General features: G+C 63.3%; 19 protein-coding genes. 12 read left to right on the plus strand and 7 right to left on the minus strand.

Annotation, left to right across the window (positions count from 1 at the left end):
• Positions 1–54: 54 nt before the first annotated feature.
• From ccsB to ACODSD_RS09145, 3 genes are all read right to left on the minus strand, one after another.
• Positions 55–1,200 (minus strand): c-type cytochrome biogenesis protein CcsB, encoded by a 1,146-nt coding sequence (gene ccsB / locus ACODSD_RS09135; RefSeq protein ID WP_107801571.1) that lies wholly within the window; start codon positions 1,198–1,200, stop codon positions 55–57.
• Positions 1,200–3,218 (minus strand): cytochrome c biogenesis protein ResB, encoded by a 2,019-nt coding sequence (locus tag ACODSD_RS09140; RefSeq protein ID WP_107797783.1) that lies wholly within the window; start codon positions 3,216–3,218, stop codon positions 1,200–1,202. Before ACODSD_RS09140 ends, ccsB begins: the two co-directional genes overlap by 1 nt.
• Before the next feature lie 167 nt (positions 3,219–3,385).
• Positions 3,386–4,003, minus strand: a complete 618-nt coding sequence (locus ACODSD_RS09145; RefSeq protein WP_107797784.1) for a c-type cytochrome — start codon at positions 4,001–4,003, stop codon at positions 3,386–3,388.
• Positions 4,004–4,094: 91 nt separating this feature from the next.
• On the opposite strand from ACODSD_RS09145, the gene yihA reads away from it, so the two are divergent.
• On the plus strand, positions 4,095–4,727 hold the full coding sequence (gene yihA / locus ACODSD_RS09150; RefSeq protein WP_107797785.1) for a ribosome biogenesis GTP-binding protein YihA/YsxC: 633 nt from the start codon (positions 4,095–4,097) through the stop codon (positions 4,725–4,727).
• 179 nt (positions 4,728–4,906) lie between these two features.
• Here yihA and ACODSD_RS09155 read toward each other — a convergent pair whose 3' ends face one another.
• The 3 genes from ACODSD_RS09155 to ACODSD_RS09165 all read right to left on the minus strand — a co-directional run bounded on the left by ACODSD_RS09155 (position 4,907) and on the right by ACODSD_RS09165 (position 7,127).
• Entirely contained in the window at positions 4,907–5,779 is an 873-nt protein-coding gene (locus ACODSD_RS09155) for a septal ring lytic transglycosylase RlpA family protein (protein ID WP_107797786.1), read from the minus strand.
• 132 nt (positions 5,780–5,911) lie between these two features.
• A complete protein-coding gene (locus tag ACODSD_RS09160) occupies positions 5,912–6,376 on the minus strand; it encodes a tRNA (cytidine(34)-2'-O)-methyltransferase (RefSeq protein ID WP_081555202.1) in 465 nt (154 codons plus the stop codon).
• Between the two features lie 40 nt (positions 6,377–6,416).
• Positions 6,417–7,127, minus strand: coding sequence for a ComFC family protein (locus ACODSD_RS09165; RefSeq protein ID WP_488877222.1), 711 nt, complete (start codon positions 7,125–7,127; stop codon positions 6,417–6,419).
• Positions 7,128–7,271: 144 nt separating this feature from the next.
• Here ACODSD_RS09165 and bioB point away from each other — a divergent pair, with 144 nt between their 5' ends.
• From bioB to ACODSD_RS09215, 10 genes are all read left to right on the plus strand, one after another.
• Positions 7,272–8,255, plus strand: a complete 984-nt coding sequence (gene bioB / locus ACODSD_RS09170; RefSeq protein ID WP_107797787.1) for a biotin synthase BioB — start codon at positions 7,272–7,274, stop codon at positions 8,253–8,255.
• A 116-nt stretch (positions 8,256–8,371) separates the two neighbouring features.
• Complete coding sequence (gene bioF, locus ACODSD_RS09175) at positions 8,372–9,526, plus strand: 8-amino-7-oxononanoate synthase (protein ID WP_488877223.1); 1,155 nt, start codon at positions 8,372–8,374, stop codon at positions 9,524–9,526.
• A 72-nt stretch (positions 9,527–9,598) separates the two neighbouring features.
• Positions 9,599–12,448 (plus strand): bifunctional diguanylate cyclase/phosphodiesterase, encoded by a 2,850-nt coding sequence (locus ACODSD_RS09180; RefSeq protein WP_107797789.1) that lies wholly within the window; start codon positions 9,599–9,601, stop codon positions 12,446–12,448.
• Positions 12,438–13,067: a class I SAM-dependent methyltransferase gene (locus tag ACODSD_RS09185; protein ID WP_488877224.1), complete on the plus strand. Its 630-nt coding sequence runs from the start codon at positions 12,438–12,440 to the stop codon at positions 13,065–13,067. Before ACODSD_RS09180 ends, ACODSD_RS09185 begins: the two co-directional genes overlap by 11 nt.
• Positions 13,068–13,091: 24 nt before the next feature.
• Positions 13,092–13,856 carry a pimeloyl-ACP methyl ester esterase BioH gene (gene bioH / locus ACODSD_RS09190; RefSeq protein WP_107797791.1) on the plus strand — a complete coding sequence of 255 codons (765 nt, stop codon included), beginning with the start codon at positions 13,092–13,094 and terminating at the stop codon, positions 13,854–13,856.
• On the plus strand, positions 13,853–14,755 hold the full coding sequence (bioC, locus tag ACODSD_RS09195) for a malonyl-ACP O-methyltransferase BioC (protein WP_107797792.1): 903 nt from the start codon (positions 13,853–13,855) through the stop codon (positions 14,753–14,755). Before bioH ends, bioC begins: the two co-directional genes overlap by 4 nt.
• A gap of 4 nt (positions 14,756–14,759) precedes the next feature.
• Entirely contained in the window at positions 14,760–15,305 is a 546-nt protein-coding gene (locus ACODSD_RS09200; RefSeq protein WP_253313535.1) for a GNAT family N-acetyltransferase, read from the plus strand.
• A gap of 15 nt (positions 15,306–15,320) precedes the next feature.
• Complete coding sequence (locus ACODSD_RS09205) at positions 15,321–16,220, plus strand: patatin-like phospholipase family protein (protein ID WP_107797794.1); 900 nt, start codon at positions 15,321–15,323, stop codon at positions 16,218–16,220.
• A 90-nt stretch (positions 16,221–16,310) separates the two neighbouring features.
• The gene (locus ACODSD_RS09210; RefSeq protein ID WP_488877225.1) at positions 16,311–16,964 is read left to right on the plus strand and encodes a glutathione S-transferase family protein; all 654 of its coding nucleotides are present in this window, start codon (positions 16,311–16,313) and stop codon (positions 16,962–16,964) included.
• 122 nt (positions 16,965–17,086) lie between these two features.
• Positions 17,087–17,944: a sterol desaturase family protein gene (locus ACODSD_RS09215; protein WP_488877226.1), complete on the plus strand. Its 858-nt coding sequence runs from the start codon at positions 17,087–17,089 to the stop codon at positions 17,942–17,944.
• A 119-nt stretch (positions 17,945–18,063) separates the two neighbouring features.
• Here ACODSD_RS09215 and ACODSD_RS09220 read toward each other — a convergent pair whose 3' ends face one another.
• Positions 18,064–18,792, minus strand: coding sequence for a glycine zipper 2TM domain-containing protein (locus ACODSD_RS09220; protein WP_488877227.1), 729 nt, complete (start codon positions 18,790–18,792; stop codon positions 18,064–18,066).
• A gap of 513 nt (positions 18,793–19,305) precedes the next feature.
• On the opposite strand from ACODSD_RS09220, the gene ACODSD_RS09225 reads away from it, so the two are divergent.
• The gene (locus ACODSD_RS09225; RefSeq protein ID WP_235084993.1) at positions 19,306–20,688 is read left to right on the plus strand and encodes an amino acid permease; all 1,383 of its coding nucleotides are present in this window, start codon (positions 19,306–19,308) and stop codon (positions 20,686–20,688) included.
• The last annotated feature ends 284 nt before the right edge of the window (positions 20,689–20,972 follow it).

Genomic DNA, 20,972 nt, shown 5'->3' on the forward strand with positions numbered 1-20,972 from the left:
CGGCCGCGGCGGCAAGAAAAAACCCCGCCGAGGCGGGGTGGCTCGGGAGGCGGTTTACAAGCCGCCGTAGGAATGCAGGCCGGCCAGGAACATATTGACGCCGAGGAAGGCGAAGCTGGTGACGAACAAGCCCACCACCGCCCACCATGCCAGCGGCGCGCCGCGCCAGCCCTTGACCAGGCGGATATGCAGCCAGGCGGCGTAGTTCAGCCACACGATCAAGGCCCAGGTTTCCTTCGGGTCCCAGCTCCAGTAACCGCCCCAGGCGTCGGCGGCCCACATCGCGCCCAGAATGGTGGCGATGGTGAAGAACAGGAAGCCGACGGCGATGGCCTTGTACATCACCTCGTCCAGCACTTCGGCCGGCGGCAGCTTGTCCTTGAGCCAGCCCTTCAGCGCCAGCAGTTCGGCGATGCCGAGCATGGCTGCGATGGCGAAGGCGCCGTAGCCGACGAAGTTGGCCGGCACGTGTATCTTCATCCACCAGGATTGCAGCGCCGGGATCAGCGGCTGGATCTCATGGGCCTGGCGGTCGAAGGTGTACCACAGGATGAAGCCGACCGAGGCGCAGATCACCAGCAGCACGAAGGCGCCCATCTGGCGCGCCGCGTACTTGGCCTCGTAGTACAGATACATCAGCGCGGTGATCAGCGTGAACAGCACGAAGACTTCGTAGAGGTTGGAGACCGGGATGTGGCCGATGTCCGGGCTGATCAGATAGCTTTCGTACCAGCGGGTGAACAGGCCGGCGAGACCCATGACCGACGCGGCCCAGGTCAGGCCGCTGCCCATGCGGTTCAGCGTGTCGGAGCGGGTCAGCAAGCCGGCCCAATACGAGAAGGCGGCCAGGAAGAACAGCGTGCACATCCACATGATGGAGGATTGGCTGGACAGCATGTATTTGAGCAGGAAGGCGGTCTGGCCGCGCGCCAGCTCGTGCTGATACACCTGGATCGCCAGCAGCGAGATACAGCCGGCCAGCGGGAAGAACCAGCGCCAGGCTTTCCAGAACCAGCCCAGGCCGATCAGTCCCAGCGCGGAGCCGGCCAGGATGGCCTGTTCGTAGCCGTCCATGTAATGGTTGTACAGCGCGTAGCTGTAGCCGGCGGCGGCCAGCACCAGCAGCGCGTAGAGCCAGTCGGCCGGGGTCAGCCGTTTCAGTAGCGGCTGCCGCGAGAAAGAAGCGTGGGCCAGTTCCATCATGCACCTCGTACCAGCTGTTTGATAAGTTGAGTATGGCGCGCAAAGTCGCCGTCCAGATCGCGATTATGCCGGTTTGACGTCATCGCGACCCGTACTTTGGAACCGTTGACGCGCACCCACAGGCGCAGCTCGCGCACATAGAACATCAGGATGATGCCGAAAACCAGCAGCACCGAGCCCAGATAGACCAAGGTCTTGCCGGGCGAGCGGGTCAGTTGCAGTCCGGAGGCCTGCACCTGCTCGAAGCCTTCCAGCTGCAGGAAGACCGGCGCGCCGTAGTCGTGCAGCGAGCTGGCCGCCACCAGGCTGTCCAGCAAGAAGCGGTAATGCTCGCTGTCCAGCTTCATCGGCGGCAGGCCGGCTTTTTCGTCGGCCACCGACATCACGTCCACCACCGCGCCTTGCAGGATCTTGATATAGGTTTGCGCCACCGCCTGGCGCTTGTCCTGCGGCACGCGGTCGTCCAGGAATTTCTCCAGGCCGACGAAGCCGCTGTCGCCAAAGCGCGCCAGCACCCATTTGACGCTGTCGGTGAACTGCTGCTGCATCGCCGGGCTGATGGCGTCGCCTTTCAGCGCCTTGTGCGCGGCGCGGCGGGCGATCTCATCGTAACGCGCCGGGTCCAGCAAGGCGGCGCGCAGGCGCATGAAGCGCTCCACGCTCATCTCCTCGTCCAAGGGGATGCGCACGTACTGGAACGGTTCGGCCACGGTCTTGCGCACGCCGGCCATCATATAGCTGGCGCCGTCCTGCTGGATGGGCGCCATATAATGCATGAACTCCACCGCCTGGCCCTGGGCGTCGCGCAGCTTGAAGCTGATCGACGGGCCCTGGTTTTTCAGCTGCTTGTCCTGTTTGACCTCGCGCGCGTCGTGCATGCGCTGCGACAGCGTGCGCTGGCCTTCCTGCGGCTTGCCGATGTTTTCGATATTGAAGACGCGCAGCTCGCCCACTTCCAGCGTGTAGTCCTTGCCGTTGGCTTTCAGCGGCTGGCTGGACATCGACACCGCCGGAATCTCGGTCGGACGCGCTTGCGGCGCGGCCAGATTCCAGGCCTTGAACTTGAGCGGGGACGCGCCGTCGCCGAAGCTGGACTGGTAGATGGCGATGCCGTCGACGATCAGCGGGTGGTTGACCTTGACCGTGGCCTCGGTGGTTTTGCCGCTGGCCTTGTCGGTGACCACGATGTCGCTGGCGAACAGCTTGGGCATGCCGTTGCTGTAGTAATCGACGTGGAACTTCTTCAGGGTGATGATGAAGGGCAGTTCCTGCACCAGATAGCCGTTGCCGGCGTTGAGGAAGGTGACGTCGGCGCTCTTGTTCTCCGCGATGGTGACGTTGCCGCGGAAGGACAGATTGTTCGAGCCCAGCCGGCTGGCCGCCGGAATCTGGTTTTGCGGCACGTCGCGGGTCTCCGGCACCACGCGGCCGGTGAGCTCGCCGATTTTCAGCGGCAGGTTGCCGTCCAGCAGGCCGCCGATGCAGATCACCACCAGCGCGATGTGGGCGAAGAAATAACCGAGCTTGCCGGCCGCGCCCTTCTTGGCCGCCAGCACCAGGCCGCCGTCGGCGCGAGGCTGCTCCTTGAGACGGAAGCCTTGCGCCTGCAAATAGGCGCGCGCGGCGTCGGCGTCGAAGCCTTCGGCCTGGAAACTGACGCTGTGCTTCATCGCCGCCAGGGAGTTGTCGGAGGCTTTTTCGCGGTAGGCGCGCATGTCCTTGATGAAGCCGGGACCGTTGCGCAGAATGCACAAGCTGGTGGACAGCACCAGGAAGGTGAGGATGGTGAGGAACCACGCCGAATGGTAGACGTCGTACAAGCCTAGCCATTCAAACGCTTGAAACCAGAATTGCCCGAACTCGAAAGCGTAGTTGGGATAGGGTTCGTTCTGTTTCAGAACCGTCCCGATCACCGAGGCGATGGCCAAGATGGTCAGCAGGCCGATGGCGAATCGCATCGAACTGAGCAACTCATACCAGGCGTGAGCCAGGCTGTTGCGGCTAGTTTTTTTCATAGTGGCGTAAAGTGCAAAAAGGAAAGCCCGTGGACGGGTCTTCCCTTTTGAGCCGGCGTGCCGGGCAAAGTTGCCGGCGCGCCCCGGAGCGCGGGCGGCGGAGCCCCCGCAGGGGCGGCCCCTGAGGGGCCGTCAGGCTCGGCCGGTGCGGCCGGGCTGCTCAACGCTTAGCGCAAGCCGGAAATGTATTCGGCCACCGCTTTCATTTCGGCGTCGCTCATGCGATTGGCGATGTCCTGCATCGGGCCGTTCTTGCGGTTCGCGCCGCCCTTGAATTCGTTCAGCTGCTTGACGATGTAGCCGGCGTGCTGGCTGCCCAGACGCGGATACTGGTCGGGCAGGCCCTTGCCGGCGGGACCGTGGCAGGACATACAGGCGGGAACCTGAGTGCCGGCGTTGCCGACGCGGTAAATCTTGGCGCCCAGCGGCATTTGCGCCTTGTCGGAGGCTTCGCGGTCCTTCGGCTTCTGCTCGCTGTAGTAGGCGGCGACATTGCGCATATCGTCCTCGGACAACATGGAGGCCATGCCCAGCATGGTCGGGTCCTTGCGCACGCCGGCCTTGAACGCCTTTAACTGGGTGTACAGATAGTGCGCGTTCTGACCCGCCAGCGTGGGGTTGGCCGCGGCTACGCTGTTGCCGTCAGTGCCGTGGCAAGCCGCGCAAACCGTTTCTACGATCTGTTTGGCCTTCACCGGGTCCGCCTTGACGGCTACCGGCGCAGCCGCCAACGCGTTTCCGGCCAGGGTTGCAGCCGCCATCGCCAACAGCATCATACGTTTCATGGTCGCTCCTTTAGGGGCTATCCCTAAATATCTGTAAAAGTGGCAATTTCAAACCTGCTATTCTATACCAACTGATTTCACCCTTACTACTATGTCGACTTTTCAAAACGCCCGATTTTATACCACCGTCAACCACATGAAGGACTTGCCGCCTACCCGAGCGGAGGTCGCTTTCGTGGGACGCTCCAATGCCGGCAAGTCCAGCGCCATCAACACATTGGCCAATCACGGCCGCCTGGCGCGGGTGTCCAAGACGCCGGGCCGCACCCAGCACATCAATTTTTTTGAGCTGGGTAACGAATGTTTTCTAGTCGATTTGCCCGGTTATGGCTATGCCGAGGTGCCTGAAGCGGTTCGCGCGCACTGGGTGGAACTGCTGGGACGCTATCTGCAGTCGCGCCAGAGCCTGATCGGTCTGCTGTTGATCATGGACGCACGCCATCCTTTGAAAGAGCTGGACCGCAAGATGCTGGAGTTCTTCCGGGTGAACCGGCGACCGGTGCATATCCTGTTGTCCAAAGCCGACAAACTGTCGCGCCAGGAGCAATCCAAGGTGCTGGCCCTGGTCAAGAGCGAGCTGAAAGACTATCCGGACGTCAGCGTGCAGATGTTCTCCAGCCTGAAGAAAAGCGGGGTAGAGGACGTGGAGCGGGTGGTGAACGGCTGGTTCGAGCAGTACATGGGACAGCCGGCCGCGGACGAGGCCGCGCCGCCGGAACTTTAGGAACAGGCCCGCACCTAAACAAGCAGGTGGCCAACACCTCCCGCTTGCCTCCCTGAGCGGGGCCTGGATTGATCAGGCTTACCCCGGCAGCAGCTTGCCGGGGTTTTTTATCGTCGGCGGAAACGAAAAAGGCGAAGGAGATTTCTCCTTCGCCTTTGTCATGAACCCGGCTTGATGGCTTACAAGCTGGTGACTACGGTCTCCACGTGCAGGTTCTCGGCGGCGTTGCGCACCGCGTCGCTGGAGCGGAAAGGCCCCAGGCGCACTTTGTAGACGCCTTCCTGATTCACGATGCCAAGTTTGGACTCGTACTTGTCGTCCATCTCGCCCAGCATTTTCTGCACCATCGCCTCGGCGTTGGACAGTTTGGAGAAGCTGCCCAGTTGCAGATACTTGGGCGTGTCTTCTACGCGTCGCGCGGTGTTGACGGGACGGGTGCTGGCGATGTTCTCGCCGCCGGCGTCCGGCCATACGCGTTCGATGGCGATCTTGGCGCTGCCTTGCTTGATGAAGCCCAGGCGGTAGGCCGCCGCGTAGGACAGGTCCATCAGGCGGCTCTTGTGGAAGGGGCCGCGGTCATTGACGCGCACCACCACGGATTTGCCGTTGTTCAGATTGGTGACCCGGGCGTAGCTCGGGATCGGCAGCGTAGGATGGGCGGCGGTCATGGCGAACATATCGTATTTCTCGCCGGAGGACGTCTTGCGGCCGTGGAACTGCTTGCCGTACCAGGAGGCGCGGCCCGTGGCTTGATAGGGCTTTTCGCGCGTGTCGGGACGGAAGCTCATTCCCAGCGCCGTGTAGGGCAGATTGGCCGACTTGATCAGCGGCTCTTCCTGCGGCACGGCGTCCGGCACCAGGTTCAGGTTGACCGGGATATGGTCCGCGGGACCATCGTTCTGGAAATAAGCTCCATTCTTGGCAACGGTTTTCTTGTTGCCGGTCGACGAGGACGCCGACTGGTTGGTGGCGCTGGCCGTCTTCACGGTGGAACAGGCCACGAGTACGAGACTGACGAACACAAGCCACAGCCATCGGAGTACTGATTGCATAGATCTCCCTTATGCTGTCGGAACCACTGCAAAACCTTGGCGCGCCGTTTCAACGTCGGCGCTTCGCGCTTGCTTGCAAGCGCCAAGTCCAGGCTTTCCAGAGTCCCTTGTTGGGCCGATCTGCGAACCGCTTCAGCTTCCCCCTGCGAAATCGAGCTGTCGCCAAGCCTCGAACACCGTCACCGCGACCGCGTTCGAAAGATTGAGACTTCTTGATTCTGGACGCATCGGCAAACGAATCCTCTGCTGCGGAGGCAAAGACTCCAGCACTTCAGGCGGCAGACCGCGGGATTCGGGACCGAACAAAAAAACGTCCCCAGGTTGATAGGATATCCGGTCATGGCGCTCGGAGCCCTTGGTGGTGGCGGCGAAAATACGCCGTCCGCGCAAAGTCTCTTGACAAGCCGCCCAATCCTCATGAACCACTACGCGAGCGTACTCGTGGTAATCGAGTCCCGCGCGTCGAAGCTTGGCGTCCTCCAAAGGGAAGCCCATGGGTTTGACCAGATGCAGTTCACAGCCGGTGTTGGCACATAAACGAATCACATTGCCCGTGTTGGGCGGTATTTCCGGCTGAAAAAGAATTACAGTGAACATCGTTGGCAGCCTGGATTGTTCCAAAGAATCAAAATCTTGGTCAAGTTTTAGGAGAAAAGGCCCTGGCGAGCACCCAGCCATCGACCCGTTTTGCCCCCTGTTTTTTCAAAATTTCGGCCAGCGCCGACAGGGTGGCGCCGCTGGTGGCGACGTCATCGACAATGGCGATGGAAAGCCCGTCACAGCGGCAATTTACGCCGAAAGCATGGCGGAGGTTTTTCCGGCGTTCGGCGCGCCCGAGCGAGGCCTGGGACGGAGTGTTGTATTTTCGCCAACAAACCTCGGCGCTCAAACGGCTCGCCATTGTAGCAGCGAATGCTTTTGCCAACTCATGACTTTGATTGAAACCGCGCTCGGCAAGTCGTTCTTTTGCCAGTGGAACGGGAATGACAAGGTGATAGTCTTGGCGGCGCGGACGGGCGAAATCGGCGAGCAGGCCGCTAAGCGCCGCGCCCATCTGCAGCTGTTTTCCGTATTTGAAGGCGTGGATCAGCGCGGCGAGCGGGTAGTCGAAGCAGTAGGGCGCGTACAGCGCGTCGAAGGCGGGCGGGCGGCGTTGGCATTGGCCGCACAGGCCGGAAACCGGCAGGGGTTCGGCGCAGCGCGCGCATTGCGCGGACGGCAGCGCCGGCAGCCGGCGGCGGCAGTCGGCGCAGAAACCCCGGCTTGCCCGCCAATCCCCGCAGAGCCAGCAGGGTTGATTAAATATTGTGCACTTGTCAATTATGAGGCTTGTCAGGTTTGACAGCATGGCGCCCTCCCCAGCAAGATGCGCTGATTCGCCCCACGCCCGGCCGGGCGTGGCACTCTGACGGTCCTGACGGCGCAAGCCGGAATTATCCTTGCCTGATCAAGGTCTTCCATCGCCGGACAGCGACCACAGCCAGGATAGACCATGCATTCTTCCGCTATCGAATTCAAGCCTTCCGCCACCCCGCACCCGGAGTCTCCCAGCTGGACTGTGGCGGAAATCGAAACCCTGCTGGCGCTGCCCTTCATGGAGCTGGTGTTTCGCGCGGCCGAGATTCATCGTCAGTTTTTCGACCCCGCCAAAGTGCAGCTGTCCACGCTGATTTCCATCAAGACCGGCGGCTGTCCGGAGGACTGCGGCTACTGTCCGCAATCGGCGCATCACGACACTCCGGTGCCCAATCAGCCGATGCTGACGGTTGATGAAGTTTTGAGCGCCGCGCGCGCGGCCAAGGCCAACGGCGCCAGCCGCTTTTGCATGGGCGCGGCCTGGCGCGGCCCCAAGGACGCGGACTTGGAGAAAACTTTGGAAATGGTCAAGGAAGTCAAAGCCTTGGGCCTGGAAACCTGCGCCACTTTCGGTTTGCTGAAGGGAGGCCAGGCGGAAAAACTGAAGGCGGCGGGCCTGGATTATTACAATCACAATCTGGACACCTCGCCGGACAAATATTCCGATATCATTGCCACGCGCGACTACGAAGACCGCCTCGACACTTTGGGAAAAGTACGCAGCGCCGGTCTGTCGGTGTGCTGCGGTGGTATTGTTGGCATGAATGAAACCCGCAACGATCGCGCAGGTCTGATTGCACAGCTAGCGAATCTTGAGCCGCAACCGGAATCGGTGCCTATCAACAAGCTGGTCAAGGTTGAGGGCACGCCGCTGGAAGGCGCCGCGCCGCTGGACTGGACCGAGTTTGTGCGCACCATCGCGGTGGCCCGCATCGTGATGCCCAAAACCTATGTGCGATTGTCCGCCGGACGCCGTGAAATGGATGAGTCCACGCAGGCTTTGTGCTTCCTGGCCGGGGCCAATTCCATCTTCTACGGGGACAAGCTGTTGACCACCGGCAACCCCGAGGTGGACGCCGACCGGCTCTTGCTGGAAAAGCTTGATCTGACGCCGCTTTGAGCGGTTTGGGCGGCGGATTCGCGGGCGATGTAAAAAATGTATATATAAGGAATAGCTTGGGCGGACGGCGAGGCCGGTTTCCGCCAAGCCCATTACACGGGATATTTCGAGCCGATATGCGCCTTCAAGACCTGCCTGCCGCCCTGATGGATCTTTCCGCCACCCACCGCCGCCGCCAACGCGCGGTCGTCGACAGCCCGCAGGGGGTTGAAGTGGTGGTGGACGGACGTTCCTATGTTTCTTTCGCCAGCAACGATTACCTCGGGCTGGCCGATCACCCGGCCCTGGTGCGCGCCGCGCAGCAGGGCCTAGAGCGTTGGGGAGTGGGCGGCGGTTCATCGCATCTGCTGGCCGGCCACTTCAGCGTGCAGCAAGAAGCCGAGGAGGCGCTGGCGGAATTCGTCGGCCAGCCGGCGGCATTATTGTTCGGCTCCGGCTACGCGGCCAATCTGGCGATTGTCAGCAGCTTGCTGGATCGCGGCGACGCGGTGTTCGCCGACCGGCTGAACCACGCCTCGCTGAACGACGCCTGTAGGCTGAGCCGCGCCGAGTTCAAACGCTTCCATCACAACGATTTGACGCAGCTGGAGCGCTTGCTGGCCGAGTCCGACGCCAAAACCAAGCTGATCGCGGTGGAGTCGGTGTACAGCATGGACGGCGACGAAGCGCCGCTGCCCGCGCTCTTGGCGCTGGCCGAGCGTTACGAGGCCTGGCTGTACGTGGACGACGCCCATGGTTTCGGCGTGCTGGGCGAGGGCCGCGGCGCGCTGGCCGAGCACGGCCTGTCCAGCCCGCGCCTGATTTACATGGCGACCCTGGGCAAGGCCGCCGGCGTGGCCGGCGCCTTCATCGCCGGCGGCGCTGATCTGGTGGAATGGCTGATCAATGCGGCCCGCAGCTATATCTACACCACTTCCCAGCCGCCGGCGCTGGCCTGTGCGATCTTGGCCAGCCTGCGCCTGATTGCCGAGGCCGACGAGCGGCGCGCGCGCTTGCGCGAATCGATAGCAATCATCAAATCCGGACTATCCGAGTCCAAATACTCCGCAGGGGCTTCCCGAACGCCGATTCAGCCACTTATCATAGGCGGCGATGAACAGGCGTTGGCCTTGGCCGCCCGTCTGCGCGACCAGGGTTTGTGGGTGCCGGCGATCCGCCCGCCCACGGTGGCCGCAGGGACGGCGCGCTTGCGTCTGTCCTTGTCGGCCATGCACCAGCCGGAACACTTGCAGCGCCTGCTGTCCTGTATTCAGCACGCCGCGGCGTCCTGAGCCGACGCGCCCATGGGGAGGGGCGCGCCGGCATGGCCGGATTTTCCAGCTAACTCATACTACGATAATCACATGAAGAGCATGGCTGAATATCTGGCGACGCCAGAGCAGGCCGCCGCTATGGCGCTGTCTCTGCTGCAAGAGCAGGGAGGGGTGCGCGTTGCCGCGGTCTGGCGGCAGCTGGGGGCGGCTTGGCAGCTTTTGGCCGCGCTGGGCGACGCCGACGCCTTGCCCGGCGCGGAAGCGCTGGCGAGCGGGGACAGGCTGGACGCCGGCTGCGAGGCGATGCCCTTGCGCGCCGGCGAGCAAGTGCTGGGTTGGCTGGTGTGGCGCGGCGACGCCGGTCCGGCGTTGAATCCGTCCGCCGCCTTGCTGTGCGCCCATCTGCTGTGCGCGCGGCTGGGCGCGGAGCAGGTGGCCTCGCGCGAGGCCAACGAGGCCTTGTTCGATATTTCTCAGCTGGCCGAAGAGTGCGGCACCATCGATCAGGTATTGCCCGGCCTGCACCGGCAGATGATGCGGCTGATGGACGCCAGCAACTTCTACATCGCCCTGTACGACGATGAAGCCCAGGTCATTCACTTTCCCTTCTACATAGACCAGCGCGATCCCGCGCCGCCCGCCAGCGACGCCATTTTCCCGCTGAGCGGCCACGCCCAGTCCCTGACCGCCTGGTTGATACGCGGCGGCAAGCCGGTGGTGTTGAGCCGGGAGCGCCTGCTGGAAGTGTGCCAGCAGGAGGGCCTGAGCCGGCAAGGGCTGTTGCCGGCCAGCTGGATGGGCGCGCCGCTGGCCAATGCCGGCGGCCATGTCATCGGCGCGGTGGTGCTGCAGCTGTACGAGGATCAAACGCCGCTGACCTCGGCCGAGCAGCAGTTGTTTCTGTTCGCCGCCCGCCATGTCGGCTTCGTGCTGGAGCGGGTCTTGCACCGCAGCCAGCTGGAGCGTCAGGTCTGGCTGCGCACCAGCGAGCTGGAGGGCGCCAACGCGAGGCTGCGCGCCGAGGTGGCCGAGCGCAAGCGCGCCGAGCGTTTCCAGGGCGCCTTGTTCCGGATCGCGGAACTGTCCAATACCAGCTTGTCGCTGGAGGCCTTTCTCGGCGGCCTGCACCGCTTGCTGGCCGAGATGGTACCGGCGCGCAATTGCCTGGTGGCCTTGTACGACCAGACCGAGGATTGCATCAGCTTCCCCTATTGCGCAGACGAATACGCGCCGCCGCTCAAGCCGCACCGGCCGGGCAAGGGCTTCGTCGAACAGGTGCTGCACAGCGGCCGGCCCTTGTTGATCGACCCCTATTCGCAACAGAATCGCCAGCCGGACGCCGACGAAGAACTGCCCCGGCCCAAGAGCTGGCTGGGCGTGCCCCTGTATTGCGGCACCGATCTTCTGGGCGTGCTGGCGGTGCAAAGCTATGAAGACGACGTGGTCTACAACTTCCGCGACCAAGAAGTGCTGGAGTTCGTCGCCAACCACATCGGCGCGGCGCTGACCCGGGTCAAGGCGCTGGAGAGCCTGCAAACCGCTTACGTGGAACTGGAGCAGCGGGTGCGTGAGCGCACCAGCGAGCTGGACGCGGTCAACGCCCAGCTGGAGTTCGACAGCCTGCACGATCCGCTGACCAAGCTGCCCAACCGCAGCTATTTTTCCAAGGCTTTGCGCCGGGCCTGGGAGGCGTACGCGAATGGCGGCGGCGAACGCTTCGCGGTGCTGTTCATCGATCTGGACCGCTTCAAGCTGGTCAACGACACCCTGGGCCATCTGGCCGGCGACCACCTCTTGTTCGAGGCCGGCGCGCGCATCCGCTCCTGCCTGCGTCATTACGATTTCCTGGCGCGGCTGGGCGGCGACGAATTCGCGGTGCTGATGTTCGGCATGGACGGCGGCGGCGACTGCGAGCGCATCGCCCAGCGTATCGTCAGCGAGTTCGAACGGCCGGTGATCCTGGCGGGGCGGGAGGTGTTCTCCACCGCCAGCGTCGGCGTGGTGCTGGCGGACCATGAGCATTACCACAAGGCCGACGATCTGCTGCGCGACGCCGACCACGCGATGTATTGCACCAAACAGCAAGGGCGGCAGGGCTATACCCTGTTCAACCACGAGTTGCGCATCAACCAGGCGGACCAACTGGCGATGGAGAGCGAACTGCGGCGCGCGCTGGAGGAGGAGGGGCAGCTGCAGCCGTATTTCCAGCCCTTCATCGACGGCGACAGCGGCGAGCTGGTGGGCTTCGAGGCCTTGGCCCGCTGGCAGCACCCGCAGCGCGGCCTGATTTCGCCCGGCCTGTTTTTACCCATCGCCGAGGAAAGCGGGCTGATCACCCGGCTGGACCGCTATATGCTGAACGCGGCCTGCGCCCAATTGAGCGCGTGGCGCGTTCAGGGCCGGGTGGGGCCGGAGGTGGCCTTGCACATCAATCTGTCCTCGGCCCATTTCCACGATCCGGAACTGGCGGCCTGGATAGGAGAGCGCATCCGGCATTACCGGCTGCCGCCGGCGACGCTGCACCTGGAAATCACCGAGAGCGCGCTGATCGATCAGCCGGAAATCGCCGCCACCGTGATGCACGCGCTGCATGAACTGGGCGTGAGGCTGGCGCTGGACGACTTCGGCACCGGCTATTCGGCGCTGTCCTATCTGCACCGCTATCGTTTCGATGTGCTGAAGATAGACCAGTCCTTCGTCTTCGATCTTGACCGCACCCAGGAGTCGGCGGCCATTGTGCGCGCCATCCTGGCGCTGGCCAAGGCGCTGGATCTGGAGGTGGTGGCCGAGGGCGTGGAAACCGCCGCCCAGCTGGCCATGCTCAAAAAAATGGGCTGCGGCAAGCTGCAGGGTTTCTACTTCGCCGCCCCGGCGCCGGCGGAGGGCGTGGACTGGGAGCGGCTGGCCCGCTTCCGGCAGGAGTTCCAGAGTGAGCGCTAGCGGATGGCGGCGTTGGCCGCTGGCGTTCAACCGCTGGCGCTACAATCTGTACGCGCCGGTCTACGACCGGGTGGCGCAGGCCTTCGCCGCGCGCCGGCGCCGCTCCATCGCCCTGCTCAACCCGCAGCCGGAGGAGCGCATCCTGCTGGTGGCGGCCGGCACCGGCCTGGATCTGGATTTCATGGTGCGTTGCCGACATGTGGCCGCCATCGACATCTCGGACGGCATGCTGGAGCGGCTGAGCGCCCACGCCGCGGCGCTGGGCATGGCGGTGGACGCCAGGGTGATGGACGCGCAGGCGCTGGATTTTCCCGACGCCAGCTTCGACGCGGTGGTCTTGCATTTGGCGCTGGCGGTGGTGCCGGACCCGCAAGCCTGCATCCGCGAAGTGGAGCGCGTGCTCAAGCCCGGCGGCCGGGCGGCGGTGTTCGACAAATTTCTGCCCGACGGCCGGCGGCCGTCCTTATTGCGCAGCGCCGGCAATCTGCTGTCGCGGGCGATCGCCACCGATATCAACCGCCGGCTGCAAGATATCCTGGCGGCTTGTCGTTTGAGCAAGGTTCATGACGAAGATGCCGGACTAGGTGGTTTCTTTCGCATCGCGATCTTGCGAAAATGAAGGTTTCACCCCATCTGGTCGTCCATGAGTCTGTTTGTTGAAACGCTGGGCCAAGGCCCGGACGTGGTCCTGTTGCACGGCTGGGGCCTGCATGGCGGCGTGTTCAGCCGCGTGGCGGCGCGCTTGGCCGCCAGTCATTGCGTGCATCTGGTCGATCTTCCCGGTCACGGCGCTTCCGCCCCGCTGGCCTCCTTCGACGCCGACGCGGTGGCCGATCTGCTGGACCAGGCCTTTCCATTGCCGCTGCAATTGGTGGGCTGGTCGCTGGGCGGTTTGATCGCCCAGCACTGGGCCGCTCGCCATCCGGACAAGATCAAAAGCCTGGCCTTGGTGGCGACCAGCCCGCGCTTCGTGCGCGACGACAGCTGGCCGCACGCGCAGGAGCGCAAGTCCATCGAAGCGGTGGCCGCCAGCCTGGACGGCGCCTTCGAACAGACGCTGGAGCGTTTTCTCGCCTTGCAGATGATGGGCGCGCCGTCGGCGCGCGACACCCTGAAGGCCTTGCGAGCGGACTTGTTCGCCCACGGCAGGCCGCAAGGCCTGTTGCCGGCGCTGGAACTGCTGCTGACGGCGGACGCGCGCGCGCTGGCCGGACGCATTCACTGCCCGGCGGGCCTGTTCTACGGCGCTCGCGACGCCATCACCCCGATAGGCGCCGGCCGTTGGCTGGCCGACGCGCTGGGCGACGCCCGGCTTTATGAATTTCCGCAAGCGTCGCACGCGCCGTTTCTGTCGCACGAAGCCGAATTCGTCGCCGCGCTTGCCCAGCATTTGGAAGCCCATGCATGACTGAAGCGTTTTACACCGACAAGGCGCGAGTGCGCGCCTCGTTCGAAAAGGCCGCCGCCAGTTACGACTCCGCCGCGGTCTTGCAGCGCGAAGTCTCCGACCGGATGTCCGAGCGGCTGGACTACATCAAGTTTCAGCCGCAAGTGGTGCTGGACGCCGGCGCCGGCACCGGCTACGGCTCGGCCCAGCTGCGCGCCCGCTACCCGGACGCGCGCGTGGTGGAGCTGGATCTGGCGCAGGCGATGCTGCAAGCCTCGCGCGCCAAGCAGCAAAGCGGCGACGGCCTGTTGAAGAAACTGTTCCGCCCCAGCCTGCCGTGGCAGGTGGTGGCCGACGTCGAGCGCCTGCCGCTGGCCGACGCCAGCGTGGACATGATCTGGTCCAGCCTCACCATCCAGTGGGTCAATGTGCCGGACAGCGTGTTCGCCGAATTCCGCCGCGTGTTGAAGCCCGAAGGCATGCTGATGTTTTCCACCCTGGGCCCGGACACCCTGCATGAGCTGCGCGGCGCTTTCGCCGGCGTGGATCGCGCCACCCACGTCAACCAGTTCATCGACATGCATGATCTGGGCGACGCGCTGATGCGGGCCGGTTTCGCCGAGCCGGTGATGGACATGGAGAAAATCGTGCTGACCTACGGCCGCGCCCGCGAGGTGATGGCGGACCTGAAGGCCATAGGCGCGCACAACGCCACCAGCGGCCGCGGCCGCGGCCTGATGGGCAAGCACGCCTGGCAGCGGGTGGAGGCGGCCTACGAGAGCCTGCGCCGCGACGGCAAGCTGCCCGCCACCTACGAGGTGGTGTACGGCCACGCCTGGAAGGGCGGCGACAAGAAGCTGGCCAAATTCAGCGAGGACGGCCGCCAGGTGATCGAGTTCGTCAAGAAGCGGCCGGACTAAGGCGATGCTGACCATCCGCCTGGCCGCGCCCAAGGATGCCGGCTGCCTGGCCGCCTTGTCGATTCAAGTGTGGCTGAGCACCTACGTCACCGACGGCGTCCGCCGGGACATGGCCGACTATGTGCTGAGCGAATTCACGCCGGCCAATTTCGAGGCGCTGATCGCCAGCCCCTCGCATCATCTGCTGGCGATGGAGCAAGACGGCTTTCTGCTCGGCTACGCGCTGATGAAGCTGGACAGCTCATGCCAAGGCTGCGACTTCCCCACCGTGGAAGTGTGCAGGATCTACCTGGTGGAAAGCCGCACCGGAGAGGGCCTGGGCCGGCGTTTGCTGGAAGCGGCGCGGCAATGGGCGCTCGCCCTTCCCGAACCCGCGCGTTTGTGGCTGACGGTGTGGCACCGCAACGAGCGCGCGATCGCCTTCTACCGCCGGCTGGGCATGACCGTCCACGGCGAATGCCATTTCGAATTGGAGGGCGCGCGGCATCTGAATTACGTGATGCTGGACTGCGCGCCCGTTGGGGCGGTTCCAACCACCGCCGATGCCTGAAAGCCCGATGAAATCATGATGAGCAAACACACACTCCGCCCCTGGCTGTTGGCGGGCATGGCCGCGCTGTTGTCGGCTTGTTCCACCTTGTCCTCCCCTCCCGCGGCGCAGCCGCCCAAGCCGGCGCTTAAGCCCAAGATCGGCTTGGCGCTGGGCGGCGGCGCGGCCAAGGGCTTTGCCCACGTCGGCGTGATCAAGGTGCTGGAAGCCGCCGGCCTCACGCCTGATCTGGTGACCGGCACCAGCGCCGGCAGCGTGGTCGGCAGTCTGTACGCCTCCGGCCTCAGCGGCATGCAGCTGCAAAGCAGGGCGATTCAACTGGACGAATCCAATCTGACCGATTGGACCTTGTCGAGCAAGGGCGTGATCAAGGGCGAGAAACTGCAGAACTGGATCAACGCTCAGGTGGCCAACAAGACCATGGAGCAATTGCCGCGGCCGTTCGGCGCGGTGGCCACCGAACTGGACAGCGGCCGCAAGGTGGTGTTCCGCCTGGGCAACACCGGCCAGGCCGTGCGCGCCTCGGCCAGCATTCCCAACGTCTTCCTGCCGGTGAAGATAGGAAACAAGAGCTATGTGGACGGCGGCCTGGTCAGCCCGGTGCCGGTCAGCGCCGCGCGCGAGATGGGCGCGGACTTCGTCATCGCCGTCGATATCTCGGCGCGGCCGCGCAAGGGCGCCGCCACCGGCTTTCTGTCCATGCTGGATCAGAGCCTGAACATCATGAACGGGCCGGCGCTGGCGCAAGAACTGAAGCAGGCCGACGTGGTGATCCGCCCGCAAGTGCAGAATATCGGATCCGCTCAATTCGACGCGCGTCATCAGGCTATTCTGGAAGGAGAGCGCGCCGCGCAGGCGGCGCTGCCGCAGATCAGGCAATTGCTGCAGCAAAAAGCCGTTGCCATGAATAAGTAATGGCATAATGCTGCCGGGCTGGCCCTGCATTGCAGCATGGCCGGCCGCCTTCCATCAGCAACCGCAGGCCCGGCCTGCCTGGAGACCTGAATGATCAAGCTTTACGGCGCTGCGCTGTCCCCTTATTACAACAAGGTCAAAATCGCCTTGCTGGAAAAGGGCGTCAACTTCCAAGAAATCCTCACCGCCCCTTCGCAGCAGGAAGAACTGCTGGCGAAGAGCCCGATGGGCAAGATTCCTTTTGTCGAAGTGGGCGGCCACGCCATGGCGGAGTCATCGGTGATCCTGGAATGGCTGGAGGACGCCTATCCCACCGCCTCCTTGCTGCCGCCGACGCCGAACGGCCGCGCCCACGCGCGCCAGCTGAGCGCGATGCTGGATTTGTACGTGCTGATGCCGGCGCTGCCCTTATACCGCCATTGGCTGTTCGGCAGCCCGCTGGAAGCGGGCGCGATCGACGCCGCGCGTCAGCAGATCGCCCGCGGCGTGGCCGCCTGCGCCCAGTTGCTGGATTACGGCCCTTGGGCCTGTGGCGAGGATTTCAGCAGCGCCGACATCGGCGCCGCCTGCGTCCTGCCGGCGCTGGAGCAGATGGGCAAGGCCTTGCTGGGCGAAGACCTGACCGCCGGCTTCCCCGATCGCGACGCCTATCTGCAGCGCCTGTCCGCCCGCAAGAGCGTGAGCCGGACCTGGAGCGAGCGTGAGGCGTCCTTGACCGCGTTCCGCGCGCGTCAGCAGCAATAGGGTAAACCGCAGGACAGGACCGACCCGCTTGCCGGCATTCGGCGTTTGAGTAATTATAGAGCTCAAACTCCAATCAAGTGTTTGCCCCTGACGCAAACGCCTTGCCCAAGCGGGAGGCCGTGATGAAGTTCGATATTCAGCTGCTGTTGTTGGCGATGGCGCCGGTGTTTCTGGCCTTCGTCGCCGGCGAGTTGTGGCATTTGCGCCGGCAGGGCCGGCTCAGTCTGTACGATTGGCGCGATTCAGTGTGCAGCGCCTGTCTGGGCTTGCTGCACCAGGGGGCGGACAAGCTGGCCTGGGTGCTAGTGCTGCCCTTGTACGCGTGGATTTTCCAAGAACACCGGCTGTTTCAATTTTCCGACTCCTGGCTCAGCTTCTTGCTGTTGTTCATCGGCCAGGATTTCCTCTATTACTGGTTCCATCGCGTCAGCCACCGCGTGCGTTGGCTGTGGGCCGCCCACAGCGTGCACCACAGCTCCACCCGGATGAATTTCACCACCGCCTTCCGCCAGAGCCTGATGTATCCGCTGGCCGGCATGTGGGCGTTCTGGCTGCCGCTGGCCTGGCTGGGCTTTCCGCCGGAGCAGGTGGTCGGCGTGGTGTTGCTGAACCTGGCCTTCCAGTTCTTCGTGCATACCCAGGCCTGCCCCAAGCTGGGTTGGCTGGAATACGTTCTCAACACCCCGTCCATCCATCGCGGCCACCATGCCAAGAATCCGCGCTACATCGATCACAACTACGCCGGCGTGCTGGTGGTCTGGGACCGCCTGTTCGGCACCTATGTGGAGGAAAGCGCCGACGATCCCTGCGACTACGGCACGGTCAAGCCGGTGAACAGCTTCAATCCGCTATGGGTCAGCGTGGTGGAATGGCGCGATATGTTGTGGGAAGCCTGGCGCGCGCCCAACTGGAAGGACCGCTGGACGGTCTTGTTCGGCCCGCCGGAAGAGGCGGAGGCGGCCGCGGCGCGCTGGCGCTGAGGGCATGAAAAAAGCGGACCGGGAGGTCCGCTTTTGCGTGGCATGGTCTTGCCAGCCTGTGTGGCTAGCAAGCATCAGCGTCAGCGCTGAGCCAGTCGGCGCAACGCTACAGCAGGATGCTAAACCAGCACCTTGCCGTTCTTGGCCGGCAAGGTCTTGCCCTTGGGCTTGCGATCCATGCGCACGGTGCCGGTCTTGCCGTCCAGCGAGTACTTGACGTCGTAGCCGACGACCTTCTCGCTGCTTTCGTTCACTTCATTGCAAATGGTCTGGGTGCTGTTGACCTGATCGCGTTGCTGCATGCCTTCCTGCACCTTGTTGCCGGCCAGGCCTCCCGCCAGCGCGCCGATCACGGTGGCGGCCTTCTTGCCGTTGCCGCCGCCCACCTGATTGCCCAGCACGCCGCCGATCACGCCGCCTATCACCGAGCCGGCGATGCGGTTTTGATCCTGGACCGGCGCCTGATGGGTGACCTGCTCCTGATGGCAGACCTGCTTGGGCGCGTTGACGGTTTCCTTGATCGGCGTCACCGCCAGGATGCGGGCATGGGTGGCGTGGACCGGAGCGGCCGGCTTGGCCGGCGCGCTGGGTTCGGCGGTTTTCTCCGCCGGTTTGGCCGCTTGGGCGGCTGCGACGGGCGCGGCCGCGGCGACGACCGCCGGGGCGGAGGCCACGGCGGGCGGCAGCACCGCCACCGCGGCGGATGCGGCTGCCGGCGCGCTGGCGGTTTGCTGCGGCGCGGCCGCGGTCTGAGGATTGGATTTCACGGCTTGATAGCCGGCCACGCCCAGGCCGCCGAGCGCGATGCCGCCGCCCAGCACGCTGGCGATCAACAAGGATTGTTTCATGGTTCGTCTCCAAAAGCGGGCCGTCTATGCGGCCGTAATCATGATGAGTGAGATGAAATTCAGACACTTCATGGTGGCAGACAGTTGCAAATCAAATGTTTTCCATTTGTTACTAAAAGTGGCGAATCGTTAGCGTTTGCGGCGGCGGCTCCGATGTTGCAGCGGCGCTAGCAATTTGATTTAAATCAATATATCAGCGAGTGAACGCTTGCTTATATGCAAAATGGCATGCTGGGCCCCGTGATGGGGGGCGTGGCAGAAATTTGCAGTAGTCTGCAGGTAATTGAGCAATTAGAGCAAAGTTTTTGTTTAAATAATCGAATTTAATTTCATTGTATCCAATATATGACGCTATTAAGGCATAAAAATCCAATGTCTTCATTTGACGCGAGGCGAGCATGAGTGCTTAATGTCCAGCTTGTTGATGTTTGCAACAGAAACGAAGCGGCTTGCCTGAATTGTCATGCTGTTGGTATTAATGTTGCTGGAAAATGATGATTTTAGGGGGCAGCCTTGACTGATATCTCCACCGAAGCCGGTTTGAAGCGCGGTTTGAAAAATCGCCACATCCAATTGATCGCCTTGGGCGGCGCGGTCGGCACCGGCCTGTTCTTGGGCTCGGCCAGCGTGCTGAAGGCCGCCGGTCCGTCCATGATTCTGGGTTATGCCGTCGCCGGCCTGATCGCCTTCATGATCATGCGCCAGTTGGGCGAAATGGTGGCACAGGAGCCGGTGGCCGGCTCGTTCAGCCACTTCGCCTACCGTTACTGGGGCGATTTCGCCGGCTTCCTGTCCGGCTGGAACTACTGGGTGCTGTACATCCTGGTCAGCATGGCGGAACTCACCGCCGTCGGCGCCTATGTCCAGTACTGGTGGCCGCATGTCCCCGCCTGGGTGTCGGCGCTGGTGTTCTTCGTCTGTATCAACGGCATCAATCTGGCCAACGTCAAGGTTTACGGCGAGGCGGAGTTCTGGTTCGCGCTGATCAAGGTGGTGGCGGTGATTGCCATGATTCTGTTCGGCGGCTACCTGCTGCTGACCGGCACCGGCGGTCCGCAAGCCTCGTTCAGCAATCTGTGGAGCGATGGCGGCTTCTTCCCGCATGGTTTCAGCGGCCTGTTCATGATGATGGCGGTGATCATGTTCTCCTTCGGCGGCCTGGAACTGATTGGCCTGACCGCGGCCGAGGCGGATAACCCGCGCACCACCATTCCCAAGGCGGTGAACCAGGTGATCTACCGCATCCTGATCTTCTACATCGGTTCGCTGGTGGTGCTGCTGTCGTTGTACCCGTGGAGCAAGGTGGCGTCCGGCGGCAGCCCCTTCGTGATGATCTTCCAGCAAATCGGCTCCGGGCTGACCGCCAATCTGCTCAACTTCGTGGTGCTGACCGCGGCGCTGTCGGTGTACAACAGCAGCGTTTACGCCAATAGCCGCATGCTGTATGGCCTGGCCAGACAGGGCAACGCGCCCAAGGCCTTGATGCAGGTGGACCAGCGCGGCGTGCCGGTGCCGGCGATCCTGGTGTCGGCGTTGGCCACTTTCGCCTGCGTGATCCTCAACTATGTGCTGCCGGGCGAGGCCTTGGGCATTTTGATGTCGCTGGTGGTGGCCGCGCTGGTGACCAACTGGGCGATGATCAGCCTGACGCATTTGAAGTTCCGCCGCGCCAAGGTCGAAGCCGGCGAGCAACTGGTGTTCAAGTCCTTCTGGTTCCCGCTGACCAATTGGATCTGCCTGGCTTTCATGGCGATGATTCTGTTGATCCTGCTGCTGACCCCGGGCGCCGCGGTATCGGTCTATGTGTTGCCGATATGGCTGGGGCTGCTGTGGGTGGGCTATCGCGCCAAAGCCAAGGGCGCGCCGGCGGCGGAGCCCGTGCGCCAGACCTCCTGAGTGTTTTCACGACGCTCGCGCAGCGAGCGTATCGGCAGGGCCGCCTTATTCGGGCGGCCCTGCTTTTTGCCCCGCGCGGTCCGCCGCCTCGATTCGCATTTAATTAGACTTATTGTCTAATTTACTTGGTGTTGATGATGGTCTTATGAATCATCACCAGATGTTTTGAAAAAGGTTTTTGACCTTTTGTCGTATTTTGTTTAGTCTGAACGTGGTTTGTTTGAAGTTGATGTATGTAATAAGGATGTCTTGCTTGCTTTTTGGACTTTTTGTCTGATTGACGG

The sequence above is a fragment of the Chromobacterium sp. FG22 genome, assembly GCF_057809415.1.